The organism is Primorskyibacter sedentarius (assembly GCF_004342065.1).
GTDB classification, from domain to species: Bacteria; Pseudomonadota; Alphaproteobacteria; order Rhodobacterales; family Rhodobacteraceae; genus Primorskyibacter; species Primorskyibacter sedentarius.
Genome location: NZ_SLZU01000001.1, coordinates 570397 through 589554 on the forward strand (window position 1 = coordinate 570397; position 19158 = coordinate 589554).

General features: G+C 61.9%; 11 protein-coding genes. 6 read left to right on the plus strand and 5 right to left on the minus strand.

Annotated elements, in window-relative coordinates; genetic code table 11:
- Nucleotides 1-17 precede the first annotated feature (17 nt).
- Nucleotides 18-2006: a sensor histidine kinase gene (locus tag EDD52_RS02655; RefSeq protein WP_132241520.1), complete on the plus strand. Its 1989-nt coding sequence runs from the start codon at nucleotides 18-20 to the stop codon at nucleotides 2004-2006.
- Between the two features lie 154 nt (nucleotides 2007-2160).
- Nucleotides 2161-6657, plus strand: a complete 4497-nt coding sequence (locus EDD52_RS02660) for a calcium-binding protein (RefSeq protein WP_132241522.1) — start codon at nucleotides 2161-2163, stop codon at nucleotides 6655-6657.
- Between the two features lie 260 nt (nucleotides 6658-6917).
- Here the strand turns inward: EDD52_RS02660 and EDD52_RS02665 are convergent, their stop codons facing one another.
- Nucleotides 6918-8510: a phosphatase PAP2 family protein gene (locus EDD52_RS02665; RefSeq protein ID WP_132241524.1), complete on the minus strand. Its 1593-nt coding sequence runs from the start codon at nucleotides 8508-8510 to the stop codon at nucleotides 6918-6920.
- Between the two features lie 314 nt (nucleotides 8511-8824).
- Here EDD52_RS02665 and EDD52_RS02670 point away from each other — a divergent pair, with 314 nt between their 5' ends.
- The gene (locus EDD52_RS02670) at nucleotides 8825-10957 is read left to right on the plus strand and encodes a S8/S53 family peptidase (RefSeq protein WP_132241526.1); all 2133 of its coding nucleotides are present in this window, start codon (nucleotides 8825-8827) and stop codon (nucleotides 10955-10957) included.
- A gap of 115 nt (nucleotides 10958-11072) precedes the next feature.
- On the opposite strand, the gene EDD52_RS02675 is transcribed toward EDD52_RS02670, so the two are convergent.
- Complete coding sequence (locus tag EDD52_RS02675) at nucleotides 11073-12158, minus strand: phosphatase PAP2 family protein (RefSeq protein ID WP_165907442.1); 1086 nt, start codon at nucleotides 12156-12158, stop codon at nucleotides 11073-11075.
- Nucleotides 12159-12357: 199 nt separating this feature from the next.
- On the opposite strand from EDD52_RS02675, the gene EDD52_RS02685 reads away from it, so the two are divergent.
- Complete coding sequence (locus EDD52_RS02685; protein ID WP_132241528.1) at nucleotides 12358-13959, plus strand: AfsR/SARP family transcriptional regulator; 1602 nt, start codon at nucleotides 12358-12360, stop codon at nucleotides 13957-13959.
- A 149-nt stretch (nucleotides 13960-14108) separates the two neighbouring features.
- Here EDD52_RS02685 and choV read toward each other — a convergent pair whose 3' ends face one another.
- The 3 genes from choV to choX all read right to left on the minus strand — a co-directional run bounded on the left by choV (nucleotide 14109) and on the right by choX (nucleotide 16973).
- Nucleotides 14109-15140: a choline ABC transporter ATP-binding protein gene (choV, locus tag EDD52_RS02690; RefSeq protein WP_132241530.1), complete on the minus strand. Its 1032-nt coding sequence runs from the start codon at nucleotides 15138-15140 to the stop codon at nucleotides 14109-14111.
- Complete coding sequence (choW, locus tag EDD52_RS02695; RefSeq protein ID WP_132241532.1) at nucleotides 15137-15973, minus strand: choline ABC transporter permease subunit; 837 nt, start codon at nucleotides 15971-15973, stop codon at nucleotides 15137-15139. Before choW ends, choV begins: the two co-directional genes overlap by 4 nt.
- 79 nt (nucleotides 15974-16052) lie before the next feature.
- Nucleotides 16053-16973 carry a choline ABC transporter substrate-binding protein gene (gene choX / locus EDD52_RS02700; RefSeq protein WP_132241534.1) on the minus strand — a complete coding sequence of 307 codons (921 nt, stop codon included), beginning with the start codon at nucleotides 16971-16973 and terminating at the stop codon, nucleotides 16053-16055.
- A 106-nt stretch (nucleotides 16974-17079) separates the two neighbouring features.
- On the opposite strand from choX, the gene betI reads away from it, so the two are divergent.
- Both betI and betC read left to right on the plus strand, forming a co-directional pair.
- A complete protein-coding gene (betI, locus tag EDD52_RS02705; RefSeq protein WP_132241536.1) occupies nucleotides 17080-17652 on the plus strand; it encodes a choline-binding transcriptional repressor BetI in 573 nt (190 codons plus the stop codon).
- Nucleotides 17649-19157: a choline-sulfatase gene (gene betC / locus EDD52_RS02710; RefSeq protein ID WP_132241538.1), complete on the plus strand. Its 1509-nt coding sequence runs from the start codon at nucleotides 17649-17651 to the stop codon at nucleotides 19155-19157. The genes betI and betC overlap by 4 nt, the downstream gene beginning before the upstream one ends.
- Nucleotide 19158 lies beyond the last annotated feature (1 nt).

A 19158-nucleotide genomic window follows, 5' to 3' on the forward strand; every position in this document is an offset into this window, starting at 1 on the left:
CAGCTAGAGGGCATACCATGCGCAAGTTCGTCCCGCTCATGGGTCTGATATATCTGGCTTTTCTGTCTGCGGCAACGGCGCTGGCACAGCCCGTCGTCGAACTGCACGGCCCGATGGAGGCCGATCAGTTGCAGGGATATGTCGCCGCCCTGCGCGATCCGACGCGAAATCTGACGCTTGAAGACGTCAAATCTGCCGAAGCAGAGGCGCAGTGGCAACGCGTCGACGCGCCCAGTGCCGATTTCGGTTACACCAAGGATGTGATCTGGCTTCGGGTCGAATTGAAAAACGAATATCCCGCCGTGTCGGAATGGCGCCTGCATGTCCGCGAGAACTTCTTTCAGGGCTTCGCCGTCTATCTGGACAGCCCCGAAGGCACCGAGCTGTTGGAAGAGCTGACCCCGTCTTCGCCCTTTTCAGACCGCGACATTGCCTATCCGGAGCTTGTCGTCCCGGTACCCCTGTCACCCGGAACAGCCGCGACCGTTTTTATCCGCTACTGGTCGGGCGGATCATCCGAAGTGAGCCTTGCCATCAGGACACCCGAAAGCTTTGCCTTGCTGGCAGAGCGCAAGACCGCGAAGAACTTCATCTATTACGGCATGATGCTGTTTCTTGTGCTTGTGTCGACGGCCGCCTTTGCCGGAACACGGCAGTTCATCTTTGCTGCCTATGCAAGCTACGCGATCTGCGGCCTTCTTTATATCATGCATGCTGATGGGAACACGTTCCGCTATCTCTGGCCGAACGCGCCGTTGTTCAACGGCTATGCGTCGGTTCTGCTTGGATCGGGGATCATCCTGTTTGGCGGCAATTTTGCGCGGCATTTCCTGCAAACCTACCTCTTCCATCCGGTGCTGGAAAAAACCCTTCTGACGATGATGGGTGCCACGTTGGTAGCAGTGGCCGCCACGCTTGTCGTGGACACGCAGGTGATCAAGAAGCTTCTGGTTCTGATGTCCTTGATCTCCATGCTGCTCTACTTTGTCTGTGGGCTGGTCGTTGCGCGGACACGTTTCACCGAGGTGCGGTTTTACGTTCTGGCCTGGGGGGGCGCCGTGGTTTCGGCGGGCATCATGACCGCACGGCATTGGCTGGGCGTGGAGATTTCCGAGGAAGTGCAGTTCGACAGCATCCGCGTGGTCCTGGTGTTGGATGCGGCGCTGATGGGCTTTGCCATCCTTGACCGGTTCAACCAGATGAAACGCAACCGCGAAGAGGCGTTGCAGATGTCCCTGTCGGAGGCACGGCGCAACCTGTCGCTCTCGGGCCGTTTGCAGGATCTGGAGCAGCGCTACGCCCTCGCGGTCGAGCTGACACGCTCCAAAGAGCGCAAGCTGGCCGATGCGGTCCATGATCTGCGCCAGCCGCTGCACGCGCTACGACTGAACGTCCGTAACCTCGTTCGCGACGGCGATGCGGCTTCCGCTGACCGCCGCCCGGCAGATATTGAAGAGACGTTCAGCTATCTCGAAGCGCTGGTGAGCCGCGAGCTGGCAAGCGCCAGCGGCCCGGGCGGGGTAGAGGTTTATTTGGAAGATGGTAGCGAGGTCGCGCGAGAGGATGAAAACGTCAGGCTGGATCAGGTGCTTGACGCGCTGCGCGACATGTTTGCCGAAGAGGCGCGCAGCAAGGGGCTCGATCTGCGGATCGTGAACAGCACCGCGCTGACGTCCCTGCCACCACTTGCGGTGATGCGGCTGGCCACGAACCTTGTGTCCAACGCGATCAAATATACCCAAAGCGGCAAAATCCTTGTCGGCCTGCGCAACAGGCCCACAGGGCCGAGGCTGGAGGTACACGACACCGGCGCGGGCCTGAGCGAAAGCGATCTGCAAACCGCCCTGGGCCGCAATGTCCGGCTTGACGGCGCCGAAATGGCGGACGGGAGCGGGCTTGGCCTGTCCATCGTCGGAGGGATCGTGAAAGACCACAAGCTGGATTTCGGCCTGCTGCCCCGAAGCGATGGCACCAGCCTTTATGTCGCCCTGCCCCCGGCAGATTGACCGCGCGCACTGACCCCACTGCCCGGCTTTTGGGGTGATCACCCGATTGGGTGCGCCCTGTGACGTATGGTAACCTTTGGCACGCAAATAGAGCTCGCCACATTTTTTTGGCGGCTTTCATATTGATTTGTTTATATTTAATGGGATTTTTGACATGGCAGCCGGACAAGAGCTCCTCGATTACAGGACCAATCTGAACCACACGCGGACCAATGTGCGCGACCTGCGGCAAGAGGTCGACAACATGCTCGACGCCGTGGAAATTGCCCAACAGGCGCTCGAAGCCGCGGGTTACGTCGAAAATCAGGCGAACGACTTTCTGAGCACCATCCGCTCCATGCAATTCTCGCTGAAGGTGATGGAAAAGGTCGGCCCGATGAAGGCTGTCGCCAAGGTGATGGACGGCGTTCTTGACCGGCTGGAGACGGCGACGATCCGTATCCGCGACAAGGCGCGCGAGCTTGACGAACGTATCGAACGTTCGGGCTGGCCGGACCGTCTGGAAAAGGCCGAAGACAAGCTTGAAGATTTCGACGAGGCGCTTGCCGTGACCAACGAAAAGCTGCTCGTTGAGCTCGCCCGGGCCAGCAATATGATCCTGGTGTTCGATTTCGTGGGTGACCCGATCAATCCGCTTTCGCGCGCGGTGGACACCACTGTAAGTCCGCTCAATACCGTGATGGAACGTTTGAACGGCGTATATGATGGCATAGAGACCGAGATCGATGACTTTCGGGCGAAATTCTACACGTCGCTGTTCTCGCCCCTGAACTCGGTCGCGTCGGCTTTTTCAAAGATCAACGACTCGCTCAGCTTTCTGTCCGGGCCCTTGAACGCGGCCTATTCTGCGCTGCGCCCGATTGAGCCGGTTCTGGATGCGGTCGGCTTCATCTACAACATCACCGTCGCGCCGGTTGTCGACTGGATCCTCGACAGCCTTGGCATCACCGATATCCTTGATCGCGTCGCGGACCGGATCGCAGATCTGATACCGGGGGCAAATGTGCTTGACCGGATCGAGGCCAATATCGACGGCGCCTTCGTCGAAGTTGAGGGTTTTCTTGATGATCTGGGCTGGAACACTGACATTGCGGATTTCATCGACGACCTGACGGATGATATCTTCGACTTCCTTGACGGTGACGCGCCCGGCGACATTCGCGGCGGCACTCAAGAGGACGACACGCTTGTCGGGCAGGAAACCGCAGATGTGCTGGACCCGGGCGCCGGAAATGACGTGGTGGATGCACGGGGCGGCAACGATGTCATCTTTGCCAGCATAGGCGACGACACGATCTATGGCGGCTCTGGCAATGACCGGCTCGTATTCGAAGACGATTTCATCAAGTATAGCTACACGCGACCGGAAGAGAACGGCCCGATGGTCTTTCTGCACGAAGGCGGCGGCCGGCAGGGCATCGAAGTTGCCCATGATGTCGAAACCTATGTCTTCAGGGACATCCAGCTGACGCAGACCCAATTGCTCAACAGCGTTTACCGTGTCACGCAATCGCCCTTTACCGGTACCGAAAAGGCGGATTTCATCTATGCGGCGGTGAACGGGCTGCACGCCTTCGGGCTTGGCGGCAATGACCGCTTCACCGGTTCGAACGGCGCGGATTCGCTTGTCGGTGGTGTAGGCGATGATGCCTTCGTGACGCTGCTTGGCGCCGATACGGTCGAGGGCGGCAACGGCAATGACACCTGGATCTACGCCGAAAACTCTGCCTCCGGCAATTCCCGCACCACCGTCGATCTGGTGACTGGTCAGGCCTGGGACGGGTCCGACCGCGACACCCTGATCAGCATCGAAAATGCCGAGATGTACGACAATCGCGACATTGATTTCCGGGGGAACGGTGCGGGCAACCGCCTGGTCGGCAATTCGGGCCGCGATTTCATTGACGGGCGCGAGGGCAATGACGTGATTTCCGGCGGGGGCGGGCGTGACCTGCTTATCGGCGGGTCCGGCGCGGACACTGTTTCCGGTGGCGAAGACAGTGACACACTTATTGCGGGCGGAACGGTCTTTGGTGGCCTTGGAGACGTCTATGACGGCAACGAAGGGTTCGACACGCTCTTTTATTCGCGCCAGTGGAACAACTACCAGATCGGACGGGACCATAGCCAAAGCCGGATTGATACGCAGGAAACATCTGGCCCGCTGCGGGTCTTCGCGGCCAGTGGCCTTATCCGCAGGCTAAGCGATGACGGCAGCACGGTCCTTGCCACGGATCGGTTCGAGAACATCCAGCGCGTCGTCGGGTCGGATATGGACGACACGCTGTTCGGGCGCCCCGCCAACTATGATGACCGGTTCTTCATCGATGGCGGCGGCGGCAATGACACGATCCGCTCCCAGGGGGCGACCGAGGCGCTTGGCGGGACGGGCGATGACCTGATCTTTGTGACCGGCGACAGAGGCTCGTTCGATGGCGGCAGTGGCGAGGATACGCTCGACACCCGGCTCATCGACAATGCCCGCTGGTCGATCCGCCTGTCCGGGTCTCTGGGTACGCGCATCAGCGCGGCAATCGCCGACGAATCCGGCGATCTGGGGTCTTCCTCCGCCAATGGCAGCACGACGACAACCGTGTTTGCGCGCGGGAACATGACGGATTTCGAATACCTCTACCTCGGTGACTTCGCCGATGAGGTCTATCTTGATGGCAACGAGGATATGACGATCTATGGCGGGGACGGTGAGGACCGTCTGGTCCGCGCCAATTCCAATGATGGCAGCGCCGAAGCGATGCTGTTCGGCCAAGGCGGCGACGACTACCTTGAGCTGAGGATGGACGGAGAGATCTACGGCGGCGCGGGGGATGACGAGCTTCGCGTCAACGCCTCGGGCAGCAAACACTACGTGCATGGAAACCAGGGCGACGACTATATCTACGTTGATCGCATGGAAGGCACGATTAACGGTGGTGTGGGCTATGACACGCTGGCGCTTGATGCAAACCCGAGGCTGGTCAGGCAGGTACAGCTGAACCTGCGCACCGGGGAGTTGCTGACCCCCGGTGACATAAACGGGATCGAGGCGACCGTTCTGAATGTCGAAGAGGTGATTGGCGCCGAGGATATCGCCGACCACGTGATCGGGCGCGACATCGGCGAACGGTTCATCGGGTTGGGCGGCAGCGACCTTCTTGAAGGCAATGGCGGCAATGACGAGCTGGTTGGCGGGGACGACCGCGACACCCTGCTTGGCGGCGTGGGCAATGACGTGCTGCACGGTGGCGCGGGCAATGACACGCTGGATGGCGGCACCGGGCGCGACACGGCCTCTTATGCCAATGCGGTGGTGCGAAACACGGATGGCGACATAGGTGCGGGGGATTTCGGCAACGTCACCGTTGACCTGGAGCTGATGACAGCCACTGGCGCGCAGGGCTCCGACCGGTTGCTGAACATCGAAAACATCATCGGCAGCGCGGGCAATGACCGGATCATCGGCGACGGCATCAATAATGCCCTGTCGGGCGGGGCGGGAAATGACACGCTGATCGGCGGTGGCGGTCACGACGTGCTGGTTCTGGGGCTGGGCGACGATCTGGCCTATGGCGGCGACGGAAACGACACTTTCGTTCTGGATCAAGGCAATACCACGCTCTTCGGGGGCGCCGGCACGGACACGCTGGACCTTGGGAACCTCGATGGCGACATCAACATTGACCTCGTGGCCGGCACCTATTCGGCAACGCTTCGTGTCGATCAACCCGTCTGGGACGATACCGGCACCCGCGAGGCGCGCGTCTTCAACGGTCAGGTCATGACGCCTGAGCTGGTGGAGGAAGCGAACCCCACCTTCTCCAACTCCGCCGATGATGCGACCCGTATCCTGCCCGATCCCGGCAGCGACGAAGCCGAAGCGTTCTCCATCCGGTATATCCAGGTGGATCGCAGCTTTACGGGTGAACTTCACGACATAGAGCGCGTGATCGGCGGCACGAGCGCGGCAGTAATTTCCGGCACGCTCGGCAATGACGTGATCGACGGTGGCAGCGGGGCAGACCGGCTGCAAGGCGCGGCCGGCCGCGATGTGCTGCGCGGCAATGACGGCTCCGACACGATCAGCGGCGGTGATGGCAATGACAAGATAATCGGTGGCTCCAGCACGAAGGACCGGCGCGATGTCATCTTTGCCGGAGATGGCCATGATAACGTCGAAGGCGGCTACGGCAATGACAGCCTTTACGGCGGGTCCGGCAACGATACGCTTTCGGGCGGGTTTGGTGCAGACACCGTGTACGGCAATGACGGCGATGATGTACTCAACGGCGCGGCCTATTCGGACCGGGTTTTTGGCGGCAACGGGGACGACTTCCTGAACGGGGGGTTCGGCTTCGACCGACTGAGCGGTGGTGCGGGGGCCGACCGGTTCTACCATGTTGGCCTGAAGGGGCACGGCACGGACTGGGTCAGGGACTATAGTGCGCAGGAAGGCGACCTGCTTGTCTTCGGGCGCCGGGCAGATGTCGACGATTTCCGGGTCAACTACGCCCAGTCCGCCGGGGCGGGCGGCGATGCACGGGAGGCATTCGTGATCTACGAACCCAGCGGGCAGATCCTTTGGACGCTGATAGATGGTGGCGCCCAGTCCGAGATCAACCTGATGCTGGGCGGCCAGATCTACGACATCGCCTGACTGAACCCAAGATCAGGCAGGGGCAATGGACAGGATCCTGTGCCCCTGCCCTCTTGGTGTCAGGGCGGCACGGCACAGACCGTGGCCAAGCAGATTTATCGTCTGGGGCCCCCTCGCCACGAAACCTATGCCAGACGGCGCGGCGGATTTGCCCGGTCACACGCAGCTCAGCGGTGCCAAGGCATCCCGCCACCGCACGAAAAAGACCCGCGCAAAAGCGCAGGCCCTTTCAGGTTACCCGGATGGCCGGGAATGCCGGTTCAAACCGCGCGCAGGGTGGGTCGGTGATTGCCCGGAACGCTCAGGTCCGAAACGGGACAGCCGTCGACCAGAACCTCTGCCCGCAGCACGCCGTTCGACTGGGGCCGCGCCGAGATCCGTACGCATTTCCCGTCGAACGAGAAGAACCCAAGATCGCCTTGCGCCTCCCGCGTCTCCACAAGTTCCGACAGCAGCGCAATCGCGATACGCTCGCCCTTGCGCAGGGCGTTGAGATTCTCGAAATGGAAGTAGCCGCCGGTGACCAGACGCCCCAGCACAACGTTGGACGCCAGCTTGTCCAGATCCGCCGAAAGGCCCGGCCGACGTGGCATCATGTTGTTGGTGGGTCCGCCAGTGCCAGCCCTCGAATGTCCCGAGGGGCCAGAGAACGGACCGGCGTAGACCGCCTTCAGGATGGTCACGCAAGCCCCTGCAACGGTGCCTTGCGCCTGCGCATCCGATGGGTGCAGCGGCAGGTCATCGCGCAGCGTCATTGGCAGCATCAGGTTTTCGCGCATCCGCATTGCCGGGGACACGCGCGGATCGGTGTCCTGCTCATCGGCCACGCTGATCGCGCCGGAACCGTCCGCGCCATTGCGGCTGTGGACCCACATCAACAAACGGGGCGCAAAGCGGCGCAGCTCTTCCAGAACCTGCCTGGCCACCCCCTCAGAGGCATTGCCCGCAGGGTCCTCTCGTCCGGTCATCAGGGAAATGCGCGCGGCCAGAACCGCAGGGCGACGCAGGCGGTCGGCCTGTGCAGCCTGCGCCCTTGCGGCTTGGGTGGACAGTGAAACGGCCTCTGCGATCAGAGCCATCAGTTCCGCGCCTGCCCAGCCACGACCGGACAGGGCCGACACCGGCGCCATGTCCTTTGCTGCCATCGACAGGGCCAACGCAAATGCCGCGCGTCCCGGCGAGGCGAGATGCCCCAAGGCCGCCAGATCGCACAGCGTTTCCGGCACTTGCCCGGAAAGCGCTTTGGCCTGTTCGCGGTTCGCGTCCAGCCAGTTCTGCCATGTCAGCACAGACGCGCTCTGGCTTGGCATCGCCTCAAATGCGGCATCCAGACCCGACCCATCCGTGCCGGGCTGCGACGACGCAAGACCGGGAAGCAACTGCGACAAGAGCGGTCCGCGCGTGTCGCCATGCGTCATACCGCGCAGAAGCATCCTCAGGGTCAGCTGGCCATCATCGTTCCAGCGGCTCGCACGGCGCTCAATTTCTTCGGTTCCCGCCGTCAGAGTGGACGAACCCTCTGCCCGGGGAGCAAGGTAGGGAATGGAGTGGCGATCCAGCCAAGGCAAGCTGCGCAGCTCGCACAGCATCTCGTGAAGCGAAAAGGAGGTCTGCGCATCGATACGCAGGTTGAAATGCGGGTTCTCAAGCTCTGCCAGCGGGACCTCGCGCAGCAGCGACAAAGCATAGATGACGGCCATTTCCGCCGCCAGTTCCGACGGGCCCACATCGGCATGTACCGGCCGCGCGGCCCGCGCTCGACGCGCGCTGCGGAAGGCGTCCTCGCCGCATGTGCCTTCGATCACGCGAAAACAGGCTCGCCTATGCTGGGCATGGTCAGTCAGGTAGGTCATTGGTCTTCCCCCGGATCGTCTTTGGTGCCCTGACGGTTCCCGGCTGGACCGGAATGCTGGCGCGACTTTTGCCGAAAGCGGCCCGCCAAGGCGTAAATTCTTTCTTACTCTTCCTCTTCAGTCTGCCCCCGGTCCGTGATCCCACAGTGATCATACTGTGAAAATGTCGTGATCCACCCGAAAATTCCGTAGCGGCACCTACTATTTCCGCAGAGGTGAGCCGTGAATAATTCGCAAAATCTCTACAATTGCTTGACCCAGCGGCATTTGGTCGAATTTTCTGGCATTATCGATTTGAACCGATCGGAGACCGCATGACATTGCACTGGACCAAAGCCGAATCGGGACAGCTCTGGGATGCCTATCTGGACTGGTCGCAACTGCTGGAACGTCGGCGCTCGGCGTTGCTCCCGCCTCAAGAAGGGGTCTGGTACGAACCCATCTTCATCCGGCTCAACCCGAGCTGCGCGGCGGCGGGCATAGAGACGCGCAGACAGGCTTTGCTTGCCATCGTGAACACGGTCGGCGGTTCTCTGGCGATGGAACCGCACGAGCTGGAGGTTCTTTGCAACAGGGTCAATGATCCAGCGCGGGATGCCGGGCTTCCCGACGAATACGCGCTGTACCGCAGGCTTGACGCCTTGAGAGAACCCGCTGAGCGCGATGATGATCTGTTCGCAGTGCTGGATGTCGGAAGCCCGGTCATGCTGGACGACGCGACGCCGGACCAGATGCGCGACCGCGCCGCCGCTCTGGCAGTGCCGACCTGCAAGGACAGGCCGATCGTGGCAATCATCGACGACGGTATCGGCTTTCTGAATACGCGGTTTCGCAGGCAGGCAGAGGATGGCAGCCAGCGCACCCGGTTTCACGCGATCTGGTTGCAGGCGCTCGAAACCCGGCGCAGCGAGGCCGAAGAGGCACCCGCGATCCGCCTTGGCCACATGTTGGAGGCGGCAGAGATCGACAGCTTGCTGGCAAAAGGCCATGCGTTGGAGGAGCAGGCGGCCTATGCAGCACTGCACGAGACGCTGTTTCCCGCAGGTGCGCGCCGCAGCTGCGAGTTTTCCCAAAGCCACGGCACGCATGTCCTTGATCTTGCGGCCGGTGCAGACCCCGGAACGGGCGATCCGGTCGAAAACTGGCCGCTTCTTGGGGTGCAACTGCCGCCCGAAGCCATTGAGGATACGACCGGCACCCGGTTCGAGAGCTACCTCGTTCAAGGCATGCGCTGGATCCTGCGTCAGGCGGCAAAGGTCGATCCGACCGCCCCGGTCATCATCAATATCAGCCTTGGCATCCTCGCCGGGCCGAAGAACGGCACCCGGTTCGCAGAATACCAGATCGCGCGTGAAGCGCGGTATTGGGAAAGCGTCACGGGCCAGAAGGTGCGCGTTGTCTACGCGTTCGGCAACCATTATCGCAGCCGGCAGGTCGCCTGCTTTGATTATCCGCCAGAAGAGCCGCGCTTCGCGACTGACCGCAAGATCGAGTGGCGGGTGCTGCCCGACGACCTGACAGCCTCTTACCTGGAGATCGGCAGCGGGTTGGATGCTGACCTTCTGGAAGTATCGCTGACCGCGCCGGACGGGGTATCCTCGGGCTTTGCGCCACTGTCCGAGGGCGGCTTCAGATCGCTGGTCCGGTCCGATGGCGCCCCGGTGGCGCGGATTTACCGCACGCCTGCGCATCGGCTTGACGATCAGACGGTCTGTTCTTCGACTTATGTCCTCGCCCTGGCCCCTACCCAGACGATGCTGCCCGGCGTCCCGCTTGCGCCCTCCGGAGGCTGGACCGTTGGCCTGCGCTACAAGGCGCCGCAAGCCGCAACGGTGCATCTTCAGATACAGCGCGACGACAATTCACCGGGCTACCGCCAGGGCGGGCGACAATCCTATTTCGACGCGCCAGATGCCTATGGCTGGGACGATGAAGCACAGGACAATGGCGGGCTTTTGCCCGACTGCGCCATCACCCGCACCGCAAGCCATTCCGCATTGGTTACCGCCGCAAATCCCGGCGGCGGTCCGGGCACCGCGCGACAGGTGTTCACCGCAGCCGCAGCGGAAGACATGCCTGCGATGCGCGACTATCGCGCGGCCGTCTACAGCGCGCAAGGCGCGGGAGATTGGGCGGTGACCGCCCCTGTGGTTGCCACCGTGGCAGAGGATGGCCGCGCCCTTGCCGGGGTGTTGGCGACGGGGACCATTTCGGGCAGCACCCGAGCGATGGGCGGCACCAGCGCCGCCGCCGGAAGGCTGTCCCGCGCGCTTGGCCATTCCGCAGCCCGGCTTGGGCAGGGCGACACGCACCTGTCTGACCTTGCCGTGCCCATCCGCGCCTTGCCACAGCAGGATGCCCGTCTGGGCCACGGCGTTCTGATCCCTGATGAAGGCACGCGTGCCCGGCGCGGCGATGCGGGCAAACCCTTGAGCGGCACGGCCTGACCGCAACCGGTCAGACTGCCCAAGGAAAAGGCCGGACTGTCGCGAGACATATCCGGCCCAACTCTTTAAAGACCCTGGTAAATAACCGTTTGACCGCACCGCCAAAACTGATAGGTCACCACTCCTTTTGCGCCGCCGTCCACATCTCGGACACCCAAAGCGGCACATCCACATCATACGGTCCGACAGTGGATAACTCGATCACATTCGTGTTATCCAGCACCTCTCCGAGGATCGTCAGATTGAAATCGCCTGAATATGAGGCACCGCGAAAGCTGCGTGCTGGCGTATTGTCGGATTTGTCCATCCAAGAGATCAACGCCTGCGCCAATGTCATACCCAGGATCGCCCCGGCCAAGCTGTCTGTCGGGAAATGCACACCTGCAACCGTCCGGTTGTTGGCGATCCGTGCCGCGTGGCGGAACAGTTCGTTCTGGTCCTTGATCGCCGCAACCGGATCGAACGGACCGGGATAGAGCAAACGCGTCAGCAAGGTCGCCACGGCAAACGCCTCTGTCGCGTGGCCGGATGGCCAGCTGCCATGACCCGGCGTCTGGATGACGGGTTGCACCTCGTAGGACATGGTGATCGGGCGGGCCACGTCAAAGCCCATCTTCAGCGGCATCTCGACATGGGTACAAAGCCGCAAAACGGCCGCAGCAAGCCAGTGTGACCACTTGGTCGCATCCGGGTGCATGTAGCCGACAGACCCGTAGAAAGACAGGATATCCGAGGTCTGGACCTGAATCTCCGCCAACCGGTCAAGCCGCAGGTCCGCCGCCGTGCGCAGGTAATGCAGCTGCTCGTCGGCCGTGAACTGGTCTGTCGGTTTTTCCAGCGTCACCAATGGCATGCCCTGAAAGCTCAGGTTGCCTGTCGTGTTGGCGCCGGAATGGTTTGCAAAATCGACGCCAAACAGGGATTGCAGCGCCTGATCCGTGACGGCACGACGCGGGAAACTGTCCAGCCGCCTGAACGCCTCCCAGCTGTTTCCTGCCGGGGTCGGGCTGCGCGACGCTGCACCTTTGGGCCAGTATTGCTGGGTGCCATCGCGCGCCATTGCAAGGGCAAGGCTCAGATAGGGTGACGCCGCCCCGCCCGCATGGGCTGGCCCTCCCTGCCCGCCTTGTCCGCCCTGGCCACCTTGTCCACCCTGACCTCCCTGGCCGCCTTGACCTCCCTGGCCTCCGTAAATGGTCATAGAAAAATCCCCTGTTGCTAATTAATTATTCAGAAAGCTGCATACTGACAGCATGCGCGGTCAAACCTCTTTGAACAAGCGGTCAGGTTTTTCACGCATGATTCACGCCAGTTGCCGTAGGGTAGAGCGGATGATACGGTAACGCCTTGAAAAGGCGCGGGGCGATATGGCTCTTTGCGCCACATATGGACCCATGCCGATGGCCGAGACGGCAGAGAAAGTTTCGATTGCGATGGTCGGCCCGTTGATCGTCAGCGGACCGGGTGGGGTCGTCCTGACCCCGACAGGTGCGAAGAACCAGGCGCTGATTGCGCTGCTCGCGCTTAGCCCGGGCATGTCCCGATCCCGCCGCTGGATCGAAGACAAGCTGTGGAGCACGTTCGGCGCCGAACAGGCAAGCGCGAACCTGCGGCAGGCCCTGACCAAGCTGCGCGCCGCCCTTGGCGATGCCTCCGGAATTCTTCTGAGCGACCGGCTGAACATCTCGCTGGATCCGGCCCGCGTGAGCGTCGATGTGCTGCAACCCGATCTGCGGCTGGATCAGCCCCGCGACCTGCTTGAAGGGCTTGATGTTCGCGACCCGGAATTCGAAGATTGGCTCAGGGAAGAACGCGCGCAGCTTCGCGCCCGTTATGATGCGGTGCGCCCATCGGAAGCCAGAGGCATCCTGATCAATTGCCGCGCTGACGGGCATGGCTCTGCAACCTCTGCCCTGATCGGCGAGGTGCTGGCCAACCAGATCGGCGAGAATATTGCCGAACATGTGCGGGCGTGGCGGCAATCCGGGCGCCCGATTGATGCCGGCAAGGACGATCACCGCGATCTGGACGTGTCCTGCGATCTGCTGGATCAGGACGGCAACTCTACCGTCTTTGTGCGCGTCGGACACGCGCCTTCCGGCAAGATCCTTTATTCAAAGCTGCATAAACTCGACGGCCCCGACGACATTCTGGGCACCTCTCGCGATATCGCCACCCTTGTGTTCGAGGCCGCGGACAGGGTGGTCGGCAAGCTCCCCCTGATGATCGAGAATGCCCGGCCGGAAGCGCGGGCCACAGCCCTGTCGCGGCTGGCAATGTACCGCATGTTCAGCTTTGAGCCCGACGCGCTGCGCGAGGCCGACAGCCTGCTGCGGCAGGCGCATGACGTGGACAATAACGGGCTTTATCTGGGGTGGCGCAGCCTGATCCGGTCAATCCAGTTCATCGAGCTGCTGGAGACCAATCCCGATGCCCTCAAGGAAGAGGCAGAGGCGCTGAACCATCAGGCGTTGGAGACGGGCGCCGACAATGCTTTGGTACAGGCGCTGATCAGCCAGGTCCGGGTGATGACGCTGGGCGATGCCGCAGGCGGGATCGATCTTGCCGAACAGGCGGTGGCGCGCAACCCAAGCAACGGCTTCGGATGGCAGGCGCTTGCCGCCGCCAGCATGTTGGCCGGACGCCCGGAAGATGCGCTGCGCCATTCCGAACACGGCCGTGCCATCGCGCGCTTTTCGCCGTTCAAGCATTGGTGGGACCTGTATCACTGCATCATCAGCGTCGCCTGTGGCAATCCACATCAAGCGATCGAAGCAGGCGAGGCAGCCGCCCGCGCAGCCCCCAGCTTTCGGCCGGCGCATCGGCACTTGCTCGCGCTCTATGCAATGGATGGTCAGTTCGAAAAGGCGCAGGAAACCGCGACCCGGCTGACGCGGATCGAACCCGGCTTCACGCTCGACCGCATCCTGAATGACGACACTTACCCGGTGCGCACCCTGCGCAATACCGGCATGCTGGAACCGATCCGCGCTCTTCTCTAGGTCGCGGCGGATGCCCGCTCTGACCTGCGCGTCCCCGCGGTAACGCCGCCCGACCATGCGTGCTGACCAACGATGCGACGTATCACCATCATATTTCGGGGCGATAATGCCGGGATGCGGGACCTTTGCATTGTTGGAAACCGGACGCGTCAATCTTCGGGCCGGACATCCAGCAATTTCCGGATCAGGCCGGCTTTGGAAATCTCTCCGACAGTCTCGCCACCCTCGACGACCGCAAGCGGCGTGTCCTGGTCGACAATGCTGCGCATCGCCTCTTCCACGGTTGCCAAAGCGTCGATCCGGTGCGTTGCCCGCCCTGTCAGCGGCTCCATCACATCCGCCGCGGTAAGCACGCCAAGCGGATTCATGTTGGCCACGAAATCGGCGACATATTCATTGGCCGGGTTGGTGAAAATCTCTTTCGGAGTGCCGTTCTGGACGATCCGCCCGCCTTCCATGATCGCGATATGGTTGCCAAGCCTGAACGCCTCATCAAGATCGTGGCTGACGAAAATGATGGTGCGGCGAAGCTTTTGTTGCAGGTCGAGAAGTTCGTCCTGAAGCCGCGTCCGGATCAGCGGGTCAAGCGCCGAAAACGGCTCGTCCATCAGCAGGATGGGGGCGTCGGTGGCAAAGGCGCGGGCCAGCCCGACGCGCTGCTGCATCCCGCCAGATAGCTCGCCAACCTTGCGGTCGCCCCAGTCGGCCAGCCCGACCAGTTCCAGCTGTTCATCGACCTTGGCGCGCCGTTCCTTGCGGGGCAGACCGGCCAGTTCCAACCCCAGCCCGACATTCTCGTGGACCGTCCTCCAGGGAAGCAGCCCGAATTGCTGAAACACCATCGCGACGCATTCGCGGCGCACGCGGCGCAGATCCGCGATACCCGAATGGGTGACATCGCAAGTCCAGTCGCCGTCATGTATCGTGACACTGCCGCGCGCCACCGGGTTCAGCCCGTTGATCGCACGCAGCAAAGTGGACTTGCCCGACCCCGACAGACCCATCAGGACGAGGATCTCCCCTTCCTCAACGGTCAGGGAGCAATCATGCACGCCCAGAACCTGTTCGGTTCGGGTCTGGATCTCGGCCCGGTCAAGCCCCTCATCCATCAGCGGCAAAGCCTTTTCGGGGGCGTTCCCGAAGACGATGGAAACGTTGTCGATCTTGACAGCAGCGGTCATTTTCGGGCCCCCACGTTGAGCATCCGGTCAAGGATGATGGCAACCACGACGATGACAAAGCCGCTTTCGAACCCCAGCGCCGTGTTCACCTGATTAAGCGCCCGGACGACCGGCACTCCCAGCCCGTCCGCGCCCACAAGTGCCGCGATCACCACCATCGACAGTGACAGCATGATGGTCTGGTTCAGCCCCGCCATGATCTGCGGGAAGGCATAAGGCAGTTCGACCTTCAGCAATGTCTGGCGGGGTGTTGCGCCAAAGGCCCGCGCCGCCTCCAGCAGCGCCTGCGGTGTCGAGGACACGCCAAGCCATGTCAGCCGGATCGGGGCGGGCAGCACGAAGATCACCGTGGCGATCAATCCGGGCACCATGCCGATGCCGAAAAAGACGATTGCAGGGATTAGGTAGACGAAGGTCGGCAGGGTCTGCATCAGGTCCAGCACGGGCCGCATCGCGGCATAAAGCCGTGGCCGGTGCGCCGCAGCGATGCCAATCGGCACGCCCAGCCCCATGCAAACCACGCAGGCCGACAGGACCAGCGTCAGGCTCTCGGTGGTTTCTTCCCAGTAGTCCTGATTGATAACGAAGAGAAAGCCCACCGCTACGAACAGGCAAACTTTCCAGCTGCGTTGCAGCGCCCAGGTCAAAGCGACGAAAACCGCGATCACGATCAGCGGGTTCGGGGTTTGCAGCACCCACAGGATGCCGTCGATCATCGCCTCCAGCGTGTCGGCCAGGAAGTCGAAGAAAACGCTCCCCTTTTTCTCCAACCACTCAAAGCCACTCCCCGCGAGCTTTCCCACGGGGATCTTGTTTTCCGTCAACCAGTCCATCGGGCCATCCCTGTTCGTGACCGCGCAGAAAATGCCCCGCACGGCGGGCAGACCCGGATCGGGACTGCCCGGATTGCGGTTACTCGCTCAGCGCGGCGCTGACGGCGGCCAAAGCGTCGCCACCATCCATCGTGGTCACCCCGTCCAGCCAGGCCGCATAGGCATCTGCATTGCCTGCCAGCCATGCGCGTGCGGCATCTTCGGGATCTTCGCCGTCATCAAGGATGGCGCCCATGATCTCGTTTTCCATCGCCAGCGTGAATTCGAGATTTTGCAGCAGCTTGCCCACGTTGGGGCAGGCCTCGACGTAACCGGCCGTGGTGTTGGTGTAGACCGTGGCACCACCAAGGTTGGGGCCGAACCAGTCATCGCCACCTTCCAGATAGGTCATGTCGAAATTGGCGTTCATCGGATGCGGCTCCCAGCCCAGGAACACGACAGGCTCGTCGCGCCCCGACGCGCGTGCAACCTGCGACAGCATCCCCTGTTCAGAGCTTTCGACAACGTCGAACCCGTCAAGACCAAAGGCGTTGTCGGCGATCATGTCCATGATCAGGCGGTTGCCGTCATTGCCGGGCTCGATGCCGTAGATCTCGCCATCCAGCGCGTCCTTGTGTTCGGCGATGGACGCGAAATCCGTGATCCCCAGCGCCGCACCTGCCGCATTGGTGGCCAGCGTGTATTTCGCCCCTTCAAGGTTGGCGCGGACGGTATCGACGGTGCCCGCCTCGCGGTAGGCCGCGATATCGGCCTCCATCGTGGGCATCCAGTTGCCCAGGAAGACATGAACGTCACCCTCTGCCAACGCGGTATAGGTAACCGGAACGGACAGGACCTTTACATCGACGTCGTATCCCAGCGCTTCCAGCACGACGGCTGTTGCAGCGGTGGTTGCCGTGATGTCGGTCCAGCCCACATCGGACATGACAACCTCGTCACATGCGGCATAGGCGATGCCCGCGGTAAGTGCAAAAATGGATGCAGCAGTTGCCAGCTTCATTCGTTTCTCCCTGTCGGACGCTTCGTCCCGTTTACTGATTGACCAGTTAATCAATCACTGATTAGGGTCAATTTGACAACCGTTTTCTTGGCAACCGGGTAGACAGATGGGAATCGAGGTCAGACGCAAGAGAGAGCTCGTGATCGCCGCGATCGAAGAGATCGGCGCGCAAGGGTCGCTTGACGTCACCGTCAGCAAGATCGCCCGGCGGGCCGGTGTCTCTTCGGCGCTGGCCTTTCACTATTTCGGCGACAAGGACCGCCTGTTCCTGTCGGCCATGCGCTATGTGCTGACAATCTACGGCGCCGAAGTGCGCGCCGCGCTGGCCAGGGCGGAAGGGCATGATGCCCGGCTGCGCGCCCTCATCCATGCCAGCTTTACCCCGTCCAATTTCTGCACGACCGCAATCGCCGCCTGGCTGAACTTCTACGTACTGGCCCAACGCTCACCTGAGGCGAAACGCCTGCTCAGGGTCTATCAGCGCAGGCTGCATTCCAACCTTGTGCATGACCTCAAACCGCTGACCGGGGCAGAGGCGACAGCCATAGCAGAGCGTATCGGCGGGTTGATCGACGGGCTGTACCTGCGCTTTGCCCTGACCCCTGCTGGGCTGAATGGCGAAAGTGCCACGGCGCTTGTCCTGTCCGCCCTGGACCACGAAATCGGAGCTGCCGCATGACAAAACCCAATATCCTGATCCTGATGGTGGATCAGCTGAACGGCACGCTCTTTCCCGATGGCCCCGCCGATTTCCTGCACCTGCCCAACCTGACAAAGCTGGCCGAACGGTCGACCCGTTTCAAATATGCTTACACGGCCAGCCCGCTTTGTGCGCCGGGGCGGGCCAGCTTCATGTCCGGGCAGCTGCCATCCGTCACGGGCGTCTATGACAATGCGGCCGAGTTCCCCTCGGACCTGCCCACTTATGCGCATCACCTGCGCCGCGCGGGCTATCACACATGTCTGTCGGGCAAGATGCATTTCGTCGGTCCCGACCAGATGCACGGCTTCGAAGAGCGGCTGACAACCGACATCTATCCGGCTGATTTCGGCTGGACACCCGATTACCGCAAGCCGGGCGAACGCATCGGCTGGTGGTATCACAATATGGGCTCCGTCACCGGGTCGGGCGTGGCCGAGATCACCAACCAGATGGAATATGATGACGAGGTTGCCTATAACGCGACCCGCAAGCTCTATGACCTCGCGCGTGGCAAGGATGACCGCCCGTGGTGCCTGACCGTCAGCTTCACCCACCCGCATGACCCCTATGTGGCGCGGCGGGAATTCTGGGATCTTTACGAGGATTGCGCGCATCTGGAACCGCAGGTCGGTGCCATCCCCTATGACGATCAGGACGCCCATTCCAAACGCATCTTCGATGCCAATGACTGGCGCAGCTTCGATATCACCCGCGCAGACATCCGCCGCTCGCGCCGCGCCTATTTCGCCAATTGCTCCTACCTGGATCAGAAGATCGGAGAGATCCTCGACGTGCTGGAACGCACCCGGCAAGAGGCGATCATCGTTTTCGTGTCGGATCACGGCGACATGCTGGGCGAGCGTGGACTTTGGTTCAAGATGAGCTTCTTTGAAGGCTCCTCCCGCGTGCCGATGATGATCTCTGCCCCCGGCATGGCGCCGGGGCTGGTCACCGATCCCGTGTCCAATATCGACATCTGCCCAACGCTTTGCGATCTGGCAGGCGTGTCGATGGAAGAGGTGGCCCCCTGGACACAGGGCGAAAGCCTTGTTCCCCTTGGAAAAGGTGCCACCCGCGACACGCCCGTGGCAATGGAATACGCGGCAGAGGCGTCTTACGCACCGATGGTATCGCTGCGCTATGGCAAGTGGAAATACAACCGCTGCGCGCTCGACCCCGATCAGCTCTTTGATCTGGAAAACGACCCGCACGAGCTGACCAACCTCGCGAATATGCCTGCCCATGCGGGCACGCTGGCCACGCTGCGCGCAAAGGCCGACGCCCGCTGGGATCTGGACCGCTTCGATGCCGACGTGCGCAAAAGCCAGGCCCGCCGCTGGATCGTCTACGAGGCATTGCGCAACGGCAGCTACTACCCGTGGGATTACCAACCGCTTCAGAAAGCCTCCGAGCGGTTCATGCGCAACCACATGGATCTCAACGACGTCGAAGAAAACCAGCGCTTCCCGCGCGGCGAATGAC